Genomic DNA, 11,065 nt, shown 5'->3' on the forward strand with positions numbered 1-11,065 from the left:
TCAATTTGCAATGCAAAGAGTAAGAAAAATTCAACTGCTTGTAAACCAGAATTAAGATTAGAATTCTACTTTGGTATTAAAGATAAATTCACGCTCATAACCATAAGCTAGTGGAATGACGTTGTTGTTTAAACCTTGAGTAGAAACATAGTAGCGCTTATTGCCTAAGTTTTTACCGTTTAGCTGTAAATGCACATTTTTGCCTGCAAGCTGAGTTTGGTAAGAGATAAACGCATCGCTTACAATGGCGTGAGGTACTTTATAAGTTTCACGGTAATCAACTTGGTTGCCTGTTGCATTACGTGTGTTATATACGTTCCAAGAACCTAAATAACGTGCCCCTGCACCAATTCGCCATTGACCGTTCGCAAAATTACCTAAATCATAAGTTGCGAATACGCTTGCTTGGTGTGTTGGTACTCCCTCAAATGATTTGCCTGCTAAATAAGGTAAATTGCGGTTTTCTTTCGTTTCGGTATCTGTATAAGCATAAGTTGCCGTTACACCTAAACGATCCGTTAATTTACCGCTAATATCCCATTCCACACCACGTGACTGTACTTTACCAATTAAATAGGTATAGTTTGTCCCGCTACGGCTTTCTGTCGCAGACATATTTTTCTTCTCAATATTAAAGAGAGCTAAGTTAGTGCTAAAATAACCGTTCTCAAATTTAGTACCCACTTCGTAAGATTCGCCCTCTTCTGGTTTTAAACCTTCTGTGACTGCCGCACGGCTTAATTGCGGACGGAATGATTGAGCATAGTTACCATACACAGACCAATCTGGCGTAAATTTATACACTAAACCACCCTGATAAAGCATTTTTCCGCCATGATCATCGGTGTATAAACGCTCTGGTGTTGTACGACCGCCACGACCAGCTTCTTGGTCGTAATACTCATAACGTAAACCGCCAGATAAAATCAATTTATCTGTTAAATAAGCAGAGTCTTGAAGATAAACACCAATGGTTTTTAATTTCGCAAATTGGTGACCATTTGCAGCTGCTAACGGCATATTATCCGTGCTTACTTGTCCATAAACAGGATTGATAATAGAAATTGCACTATTACTCGCTGCTTGATAGCGACCAATATCTAAATTGGTATAGCCCATATCCACACCTGTTACAATACGATGTGCAATATCGCCCGTTACCACTTCACCTACAGCATTAAAGCTTGCACTATGGTTGCGTTGTGTTGAGCCTTGAATTCCCTCAATTTGGCGCGTTGCACGGTTGTTAGCCAAGTTAATTGCCGTTACACGTGCTTGCCAATAATTGTAACTATCTTTGGTGTAAGCGTAGCTTGTATTTAATTTCCAAGCATCATTTAATTTGTGGCTAGCTTGTAACGTCACAATATCAATTTTGCCTACCACGCTATTAAATGGTTCATCTAAACGACGCTCTACTGGAATATTGACAACCTGCCCACGCCCATTTGCTGGGGTATTGTTGGCAATAATGTAAGTACCGCGATCAAATGGGTCGGTATAATCTTGATGTTCGTAGCCTACTACGATTTCTGTTTTATCATTTGACCAAGAAAACGATGGTGCATATAAACCACGTTTGATTTTGCCAAAATTACGCCAATAATCCTTGTCATTTTGGTCATAAATAAAGCGATATGCAAAGCCATTACCTAAACCGCCCGTTGAGTCAAAATTCACACCCCAAGCATTATTTGACCCCACAGAACCACCTAATACGTGTTTCGCTTCTTGCTGTGGTTTTTTGGTTACGATATTGATAACACCACCTGGATCTTGGATGCCGTATAACACAGAAGCAGGACCTTTTAGCACTTCAACGCGCTCTGTTGTAGCTGAAAAGTTATGCGAAGGACCTGCTACTACACCATTACGTAAAATTGAGTTATCACGGTTTGCCCCAAAACCACGTTTTAACACCGCATCCATTAAACCACCTAAAGTATTTGCTTGAGTTGTGCCACTGACAGTTGCTAACGCTTCATCAATACTTGTTGGTTTACGATCTTCTAAAAGCTGGTTGTTTACCACATTCACGGTTTGTGGTGAGTCAATCAAAGGCGTTGCCCCTTTATTCGCAATGTTACTCACTCGAGATTGGTAACTGCCGTTGTTGATGTCTTGAGCATCAGAAGCAGATTCAGAAACAGTCACTTGTGAAAGTGATGTGTTTTCCGCCATTGCCGCTACGGGCAATATAAATAACGAAGTGTAAACTAAAGAATGTTTAAATTTCATTCAGAGATTCCTGTAATAAAGACTAAAGGGAAATAAAAAACGCGGATATTATACACATAACCTAAATAAAAATCGCTCTCAAATGAAAAATATTTTTATTTAATGAAATAAACACAAAAAAGAGGCTTACGCCCCTTTTAATTTACTTGGTAGGATAGATTGAAATAGCTCACGGCTTTTTAGCGGTTGCGAGCCAAGATAAGGTTTCAATGCAATACGGGTGAAGCGTTTTGCAGCTTGTTGGGTAGATTTATCAGAGAAATCAAGTACCTCAAAGGCAAGCAAATCTTTACCGAGAAAGCTCAAGTTATTCTGTAAAAGCGAAGCGATAAAGCCCTCATTTTCACAGAATTGATACCACATATTTGGGTCAACTTCTTCGCCTGTTGCCATACAATGGCAGAAATCAACACCATAACCTAATGCCCGTAACATTTGAAATTCAAAGGTTCGTAAAATGGGCTCAAGTTGTTCTGCATTGCTGGCTAATCGCGTAACGCACTGCAAATAATGGTTAAAAAGCTCTTGGTAAGCGGTCTGATTTTCCAACACTCTTACCAACATTTCATTTACATAAAATCCGCTATATAGTGCCATTGGCTCCATTGGTAAAGTAAGTGATGCGGCTTCTGCTTGGGTTAAGGTTTTTAAATCGCCCTTACCCGTCCAACGTAGCAACAACGGTGTGAAAGGTTGCAACAAGGCTTTTAGTGGAGAGCGAGGACGTCTCGCTCCTTTTGCCAATAGCGTCATCCGCCCGTTGTGTTCCGTGAAGAAATCAACTAACAGACTACTTTCGCTATATTCTCGCCGATGTAAGACAAACGCCCGTTGTAAGGGCTGAGCCTCAAAGTTTTTGCTCATTTAATCACTAATGATAAAAATGGTGGGAAAAGCCCACCTTACAAGACTATTCGTCAATATACCCCAAACTGCGCAATGCACGTTCGTCATCCGCCCAACCAGCTTTCACTTTTACCCACAACTCTAAGTGAACTTGTGCATCAAACAAACGCTCCATATCTTTACGGGCTTCAATCCCGATAGTTTTAATTTTCTCGCCTTTCGCTCCAATGACCATTTTTTTCTGACCTTCACGCTCAACTAAAATCAAGCCATTAATAATGAAAATCCCTTTCTCATTCACTTTGAATTGTTCAATTTCTACCGTCACCGAATAAGGTAACTCTTCGCCCGTGAAACGCATCAATTTTTCGCGGATAATTTCTGATGCCATAAAGCGCTGGCTGCGGTCGGTTACATACTCCTCAGGGAAGTGATGCACGCCTTCACGTAAAGATTGACGTACAATCTTCTCAAGCAGATGGACATTTTTACCACGTTGGGCTGAAATCGGCAGGATTTCGGCAAAATCGAATTTTTGTGAAAGCTCGGTAATATGCGGCAACAATTCATCTTTTTCTTTAATGTTATCCACTTTATTGATTGCCAACACTACAGGAGCTTTTGCCGCACGCAATTTGTTTAAGACCATCTCATCATCTTCTGTCCATTTTGTACCTTCGACCACAAAGATAATCAAATCCACATCACCAATTGCCGAGCTTGCCGCACGATTCATCAAACGGTTGATGGCACGTTTTTCTTCAATATGCAACCCTGGTGTGTCCACATAAATGGCTTGATATGCTCCTTCGGTTTGAATCCCGACAATACGGTGGCGAGTGGTTTGGGCTTTACGCGAAGTAATAGAGATTTTTTGTCCTAAAATTTTGTTGAGTAAGGTCGATTTACCCACATTCGGGCGACCAACAATAGCAATAAAGCCACAATATGTTTTTTGATTTTCTGTCATTTTTTGTTCCTTTTTGTAGGGTGTATGAAACTGGTTTCACGCACGCTTTTGTAAAAGCTTTTCACATTTCAACCGCTTGCGTGCGTGTATTTTTAATCCACACCCCCTACTTGATTAATACGTTTAACACCTTCTCTGCTGCATTCTGCTCTGCTTTACGGCGGCTTGTACCAATACCTGTAAACACCTCATCCACATTTTTCACTTTACAGGTCACCTTAAAGGTTTGGTTATGGGCTTCGCCTTTAATATCAATCACGTCATATTCAGGCAGTGGTAATTTGCGACCTTGTAAGAATTCTTGTAGGCGAGTTTTGGGATCTTTCTGTGCATCGCCTGGGCTGATCTCAGCTAAAAATGTGACATACCAGTCATTCACTTTCTGCATTGCCTGATCCATTCCTTTATCCAAATAGATTGCGGCAATAATCGCTTCCACACAGTCGGCTAAGATAGACTCGCGACGATAACCACCGCTTTTGAGTTCACCTGCGCCAAGTTTCATATAATCCCCTAGATCAAATTGACGGGCAATAATGGCTAAGGTTTGCTCTCGCACAAGTGTTGCACGCATACGGCTTAATTCGCCTTCATTCGCTTTTGGGAATTTATCAAATAAAGCTTTGCCGATGGTAAAGTTAAGAATAGAGTCACCCAGAAATTCAAGGCGTTCATTGTTTTTTGATGCCGCACTGCGGTGCGTTAAGGCTTGAGTGAGGTAATCAAGGGTTTCAAATTGATAACCCAATTTTTTCTGTAATCGTTCTAGTTGCATAATTTTTTGGGGTTTTCCCCATTAAAATAGAATGAAAGCGGTTAGATTTACAAAACATTTTGCAAATTCAACCGCTTGAAATTATTGAATGGAAGTAAACATTCGCTCGAAACGTAAGCCTTTCGGGAATTCATTTGGTTTTTTATCTAAACTTAGCCAGAGAAATGTTGCTTTACCTACAATATTTTGTTCAGGCACAAAACCCCAGAAGCGGCTGTCTTCGCTGTTATCGCGGTTATCACCCATCACAAAATAATGCCCTTCTGGCACCACCCATTCGCCGTCAGCTTGTCCCTCTTGCTTGAAGAAATAAGGGGCATAATTAAATGGCGATGGATTATTCAAAATCTGATGCGTTACGCTGCCAACTTCCGTTTTCTCTACCTGCATTTCGCCGTGATAGAAGAAATCAGCATTTGGTTCCACATTTTCATATTTAAACACATTTACAGTACCATCTTTGCTGGTTACGGTAAGCGATTGGGTTACCATATCATATTTTACCGTATCGCCACCGATACCAATCACGCGTTTAATGTAATCAACGTGCGGTTGTTTTGGAGCTTTGAACACAATAATATCGCCACGCTCTGGGTGTCCGTTCTCAATAAGCGTTTTCTGCCAAATCGGATCTTTAATGCCGTAATTAAATTTATTTACAACAAGGAAGTCACCGACACGTAAAGTTGGCTCCATTGAGCCACTTGGAATTTGGAAAGGTTCAAACACAAATGAACGTAAAATAGTCACTAATGCCAACACGCCAAAAAGTGAACCGAAGAAATCAGTAAAGCCATTTTTCTTGCTTGGGTTAAATTTATTGTAGAACCAAAAGCCACCACAAACAACTACTAAGCCGACCAACAAAATAGAAATAGTATTCGGCAACTGCATTGAATCTAACCATTTCCAAATGCCGTATAAAATCCCGATAAAAATAATAGGGGCAATCTGTGCCATAACTTCTCCTTTTAGTTTAACAAGCGGTTAAATTTACAAATTCATCTGCAAATTCGACCGCTTGATTAATGCAAAATTCCCTTTTGGGGATTAATCTTTACCCACGTGCAGAATCGCCAAGAACGCCTCTTGTGGTACTTCTACGTTACCGAGAGATTTCATTCGTTTTTTACCCTCTTTTTGTTTTTGTAGAAGTTTTTTCTTACGGCTTACGTCACCACCGTAACATTTTGCCAATACGTTTTTACGCAACTGTTTTACGGTTGAACGTGCAATAATGTGGTTGCCGATAGCTGCTTGAATCGCAATATCGAATTGTTGACGTGGAATAAGATCTTTCATTTTTTCTACCAACTCACGACCACGATATTGTGCATTATCTTTGTGGACGATTAACGCTAATGCATCCACGCGGTCACCGTTGATCATAATATCCACACGCACCATATCCGCTGCTTGGAAGCGTTTGAAACCGTAATCCAATGAAGCATAACCACGTGAAGTTGATTTCAAACGGTCGAAGAAATCTAACACCACTTCGCCCATTGGGATTTCATAGGTTAACGCAATTTGATTGCCGTGGTAAACCATATTAGTTTGCACGCCACGTTTTTCCACGCAAAGGGTAATCACGTTGCCCAAATACTCTTGCGGCACAAGCATATTACACTCTGCAATCGGCTCCCGAATTTCGCTAATGTTACTAATCGGTGGTAATTTCGATGGGCTATCCACATAGACAGTTTCACCATTCGTTTGCTCTACTTCATAGACTACCGTTGGTGCCGTGGTAATGAGATCTAAATCGTATTCACGCTCTAAACGCTCTTGAATGATCTCCATATGCAACAAGCCCAAGAAACCACAACGGAAACCAAAGCCTAATGCGGTTGAATTTTCTGGCTCATAGAATAAAGAAGCATCGTTTAAGCTCAATTTACCTAACGCATCACGGAAAGCTTCGTAATCGTCTGAACTAATAGGGAACAAGCCTGCGTAAACCTGCGGTTTGACCTTTTTAAAACCAGGTAACACTTCGGTTGCCGAATTATGGTGGTGGGTTAAAGTATCACCCACTGGTGCACCTAAAATGTCTTTAATCGCACACACTACCCAACCTACTTCGCCCGTATTAAGTTCAGTCGTATCCACTTGTTTTGGCGTGAAAATGCCAAGGCGATCCACATTGTAAGACTGCCCCGTGCTCATCACTTTAATTTTATCGCCTTTTTTGAGCGTACCATTTTTTACACGCACAAGCGATACAACACCTAAGTAGTTATCAAACCAAGAATCAATAATCAAAGCTTGTAAAGGTGCTTCAGGATCACCCTCTGGTGCGGGGATTTTATGCACGATTTCTTCTAGTACATCTTCAATACCCACGCCTGTTTTTGCAGAACAACGCACTGCTTCCATCGCATCAATCCCAACGATGTCTTCGATCTCTTCTGCCACGCGTTCAGGATCTGCCGCAGGTAAGTCAATTTTGTTTAGAATTGGCACCACTTCCAAATCCATTTCAATCGCTGTATAGCAGTTTGCAAGCGTTTGTGCTTCTACGCCTTGCCCTGCATCAACGACTAACAATGCACCTTCACAGGCTGCGAGTGAACGCGAAACCTCATAAGAGAAGTCTACGTGTCCTGGCGTATCGATAAAGTTTAATTGATAGGTTTCGCCGTCTTTCGCTTTATAATTTAAGGTTACACTTTGTGCTTTAATAGTAATCCCACGTTCACGCTCAAGATCCATTGAGTCTAGCACCTGTGCTTCCATCTCACGATCAGACAAACCGCCACAGGTTTGAATCAAGCGATCAGAAAGCGTAGATTTTCCGTGGTCAATGTGGGCAATAATCGAAAAGTTACGAATGTTCTTCATATTCATCGGGCAATAAATGTCCTGTTTTTAAAAATTTAGGGAAAAATAACCGTGCAATTCTACTTGAATTTCCCAGTTATTTCAAAGGAAATGCTTTATTTTGCTATTGACAATTCACCTGCCAAGCCAATCGACTAAACTCAAGTGCAAGCTCGCTTAATGCCTGTTGGTAAGCGGTTAAATTTTGCAATTTATTTGCAAAAGCAGACCGCTTGTCAGAAAACTGCATCTGTGCATAACCGCATTGCAAATCTCTCCCGCGCGAAACCTCTAACTGCACATCATTAAAACGCTCTGTTGGTGGATAAAGAACCTCACTACGCAGTTCATTTTGCTCTACTTCAACTTTGGCTTGTGTATCTACCTGCTGAGCAAACGCATTTTGACGTAACGATGCACGATCAGCTAAACTCATCCCTTTGCTGTTTTTATCTACAAAAATCAAAATACCTTTCTGCCAATTCTCGGGATTTTTTGCGCCCTCAGCAGGCAAATAGAGCAGTTGTTGCATCTCATCAATCTGATTTTGAGTTACCTTTTCAAAACGCTGTTTCTGGAAAGTTACTGCATCAGGCAGATCAAAACCGCCCGTTTTAAACTGGCAAGCGGTCAAAAATAAGGAAAAAAGTGCAAAGCTACCCCAACGAAAAATATTCATTACTGCTCCTCGCGTTTAAAAACCAACTCGGTTGCTGTTGAGCTCTCTTCATCAAACCAATAACCGCCATAGTTAAAGGTTTTAAGTTGTTCAATTTCAGTTGGTTGCTCAATTAAGATAAAACGCACCATCATTCCACGGGCTTTTTTAGCATAGAATGAAATCTGTTTGAACTTGCCATTTTTCTCATCCAAGAAAACTGGTTTTACAATAGTTGCATTCAGATTTTTTGGCTTTACCGCATTATAATACTCATCTGATGCAAGATTGATCAACACGCTATCGCCTTGCTCATCAATCGCCTGTTGCAAATGCTCAGTAATAATATTACCCCAAAAAGCATAAAGATCTTTGCCTTTCGGATTCGCCAATTTCGTGCCCATTTCCAAGCGATAAGGCTGCATCAAATCAAGCGGTTTTAGCAAGCCATATAAGCCTGAAAGCATACGCAAATGTTTTTGTGCATATTCCACTTGTCCACGACTCAACGTTTCCGCTTCAAGCCCTGTGTAAACATCGCCCTTAAATGCAAAAAGTGCCGCTTTAGCGTTTGTTTCGTTATGTTCAAGCTGCCATTCGGCAAAACGTGCTACATTTAAGCTCGCCAATTTATCGCTAATCGACATCAATGAGCCTAATTCCGCAGGAGTAAATTGCTGACAAATTTCGATCAACTCTTGGCTGTAAGCGGTTAAATTTGGTTGAGAAAATGCAAATTGAGGGGCTGCTGTTTCAAAATCAAGGGTTTTCGCAGGAGAAATAATGGCAAGCATAGAAGTTCCTTTTAAAATAAAACAGCCGTGAAAGTACGGCTGTTGCATCAAATAGTTCAAGTATTTTAAAAGGTTATGGCTTTATTTCAACCATTTTTCTTTTACTTCTTCAGAAATCAAGGTTTCTTTTTCCGCAAAGCCTTTCCCCATTTGTAATGAGCCTAAGTTATTCAGATGATCTTGATCAACATAAAGCGGTTTACCCTCCATAAAATATCCTTCTGGCAAATATTTAGTCGGATCAACAAAAGTAACATTTGGAATATCTTGCACCAATTTTCTTAGATGCTCATTCGTGGTTTTAGTATCGCCTAATTCCCCGATTGGCGCTAAATATTTATCTAATCCATATTTGGCTAAATAAACCGAGCGTAATGGCGAACGATCTGCCACTTTAACATCTGCAAACACATAAACTTTTTTGGTTTTCGCAAAATGCTCAATCATTGCTTTTAATCTTTGGTCAAAATCGTCTACCTTAAATTCCCACGCAGTAATTCTTGGTAACGGATCAGTGCCTCGTTTCAAATTGTAAAACATAGAAATAAATACCACAGGATTATTTTCTAACTCTTGGTATTTCGCACAATAGGCTTTTTGTTCTTCATTTAATGTTTCAAGCGGTTCTTGACCATTCAAGCCATAGCATTTCAAGACATCGCCCCAGCCTTCAACATTCCAACCTTCTTTATTACCCACATAATTTAAGAATTGAGTTAAATGTCCTGCGTGAGAATCTCCCAATACAGCGATTTTCTTTTGGTGAAACTCAACAGGCTCAAGATTAACATGGCTAATTACATCATATTCGTGCGTGCGTTTCACTACCACTTTCTTCATCGCTAAGTTATAGCCAATAACCGCAACAGATGGAATTAAATAGAGAAAAATAACCGCTTGTTTAAAACTTAGTGTTGATTTACGAATAGGTTGTTCTAATAAATAATAACTTAAAATCGCACAGATAAAGGTCGCTAAAATAATAAACGCAACAGTATTCATTGAAAATTCTCTTGCGCCTGTCACATAATGCGTTAATGCAATAAATAGCCAGTGGAATAAATAGATAGAATAAGAAAGCTTACCTACCCAAACTACAGGTTTTAATGAGAAAAATCGTCCAACTAATGTGGTTGAAGTGGCTGAATAAATCAATATTGCAGCCAACACACAAGGCAGCAAAATTGTCATCCCAACTAAGTAAGGCGTATTTTTCTGATAGAAAAAGAGGCAAAAAACAAGCCCAATAATACTTAACACACTTAGAATTTGATTTCTTACTGAATGAGTAGAAGCAGGAAGCAACGCTAAAAACGAGCCTACTAATAATTCTGGGAAACGTAAATTAGACGTGTAGTAAAGATTATAAATCCCTACCTTCTCATAAGCAGATTGCGGCAGAAAATTGGTAAGTAAAAAGAATACCCAAAGTGCCAAAACTACTTTCATAAAAATAGCGGTCTGTTTTGCACGCTTAAAAGCGAAAAATAAAATAATCGGGAAGAATAAATAATATTGTTCTTCCACTGCAAGCGACCATAAATGCAAAATAGGGTTTTCATTCGCACTCATATCCCAATATCCTTGACGGTATGCAAGATAGAAATTGGTTGCAAAAATAGGCGCCAGTTCTATTGTTTTGCGGAGTAATTCACCTTCCGCTCGAATAAAAAAGAGCGAAGAAAAAATAGAAGCTAATGCAATGGTAAGAATAAAGACAGGATAAATCCGTTTGATACGGCGTTGATAGAAAGTTTTAAACGAAAAATGACCGCTTGCCATTTCTGTTGTAATAATTCTAGTGATTAAATATCCCGAAATAACAAAGAAAATATCTACGCCAAGAAAACCACCTGTAAGCCAATTTTCATTCAGGTGATAAATAAAGACAGAAAGTACGGCTAATGCACGTAAGCCATCTACTTCAGGACGGTAAGCTAGCTGTTTGTTTGTTTGTTTGT

The 11,065-nt window shown here is 39.9% G+C and carries 9 protein-coding genes; all 9 read right to left on the bottom strand.

Annotated elements, in window-relative coordinates; genetic code table 11:
• Nucleotides 1-57 precede the first annotated feature (57 nt).
• Complete coding sequence (locus B0185_RS02965; RefSeq protein ID WP_005706066.1) at nt 58-2,238, bottom strand: TonB-dependent siderophore receptor; 2,181 nt, start codon at nt 2,236-2,238, stop codon at nt 58-60.
• Nucleotides 2,239-2,364: 126 nt separating this feature from the next.
• Nucleotides 2,365-3,102, bottom strand: coding sequence for a DNA repair protein RecO (recO, locus tag B0185_RS02970; protein ID WP_039863115.1), 738 nt, complete (start codon nt 3,100-3,102; stop codon nt 2,365-2,367).
• Nucleotides 3,103-3,148: 46 nt separating this feature from the next.
• Nucleotides 3,149-4,054 carry a GTPase Era gene (gene era / locus B0185_RS02975; protein ID WP_005706068.1) on the bottom strand — a complete coding sequence of 302 codons (906 nt, stop codon included), beginning with the start codon at nt 4,052-4,054 and terminating at the stop codon, nt 3,149-3,151.
• Between the two features lie 106 nt (nt 4,055-4,160).
• Nucleotides 4,161-4,829, bottom strand: coding sequence for a ribonuclease III (gene rnc / locus B0185_RS02980; RefSeq protein WP_005706065.1), 669 nt, complete (start codon nt 4,827-4,829; stop codon nt 4,161-4,163).
• 81 nt (nt 4,830-4,910) lie between these two features.
• Entirely contained in the window at nt 4,911-5,789 is an 879-nt protein-coding gene (lepB, locus tag B0185_RS02985) for a signal peptidase I (RefSeq protein ID WP_005706073.1), read from the bottom strand.
• Between the two features lie 90 nt (nt 5,790-5,879).
• Complete coding sequence (gene lepA, locus B0185_RS02990; RefSeq protein ID WP_039863121.1) at nt 5,880-7,673, bottom strand: translation elongation factor 4; 1,794 nt, start codon at nt 7,671-7,673, stop codon at nt 5,880-5,882.
• Nucleotides 7,674-7,776: 103 nt separating this feature from the next.
• Nucleotides 7,777-8,331 carry a hypothetical protein gene (locus B0185_RS02995; protein WP_005706077.1) on the bottom strand — a complete coding sequence of 185 codons (555 nt, stop codon included), beginning with the start codon at nt 8,329-8,331 and terminating at the stop codon, nt 7,777-7,779.
• Nucleotides 8,331-9,104 carry a peroxide stress protein YaaA gene (gene yaaA, locus B0185_RS03000; RefSeq protein ID WP_005706070.1) on the bottom strand — a complete coding sequence of 258 codons (774 nt, stop codon included), beginning with the start codon at nt 9,102-9,104 and terminating at the stop codon, nt 8,331-8,333. Before yaaA ends, B0185_RS02995 begins: the two co-directional genes overlap by 1 nt.
• Before the next feature lie 81 nt (nt 9,105-9,185).
• Nucleotides 9,186-11,065, bottom strand: a 1,880-nt coding sequence (locus B0185_RS03005) for an acyltransferase family protein (RefSeq protein ID WP_249024984.1), incomplete at its 5' end; no start/stop codon positions are given.

It is taken from the genome of Haemophilus parahaemolyticus, assembly GCF_002015035.1.
Lineage (GTDB): Bacteria > Pseudomonadota > Gammaproteobacteria > Enterobacterales > Pasteurellaceae > Haemophilus_A > Haemophilus_A parahaemolyticus.

Coding starts and splice junctions, on each gene's coding strand:
- lepA (WP_039863121.1), bottom strand. CDS start 7,673: ATGAAGAACATTCGTAACTTTTCGATTATTGCCCACATTGACCACGGA.
- lepB (WP_005706073.1), bottom strand. CDS start 5,789: ATGGCACAGATTGCCCCTATTATTTTTATCGGGATTTTATACGGCATT.
- era (WP_005706068.1), bottom strand. CDS start 4,054: ATGACAGAAAATCAAAAAACATATTGTGGCTTTATTGCTATTGTTGGT.
- recO (WP_039863115.1), bottom strand. CDS start 3,102: ATGAGCAAAAACTTTGAGGCTCAGCCCTTACAACGGGCGTTTGTCTTA.
- B0185_RS02995 (WP_005706077.1), bottom strand. CDS start 8,331: ATGAATATTTTTCGTTGGGGTAGCTTTGCACTTTTTTCCTTATTTTTG.
- B0185_RS02965 (WP_005706066.1), bottom strand. CDS start 2,238: ATGAAATTTAAACATTCTTTAGTTTACACTTCGTTATTTATATTGCCC.
- yaaA (WP_005706070.1), bottom strand. CDS start 9,104: ATGCTTGCCATTATTTCTCCTGCGAAAACCCTTGATTTTGAAACAGCA.
- rnc (WP_005706065.1), bottom strand. CDS start 4,829: ATGCAACTAGAACGATTACAGAAAAAATTGGGTTATCAATTTGAAACC.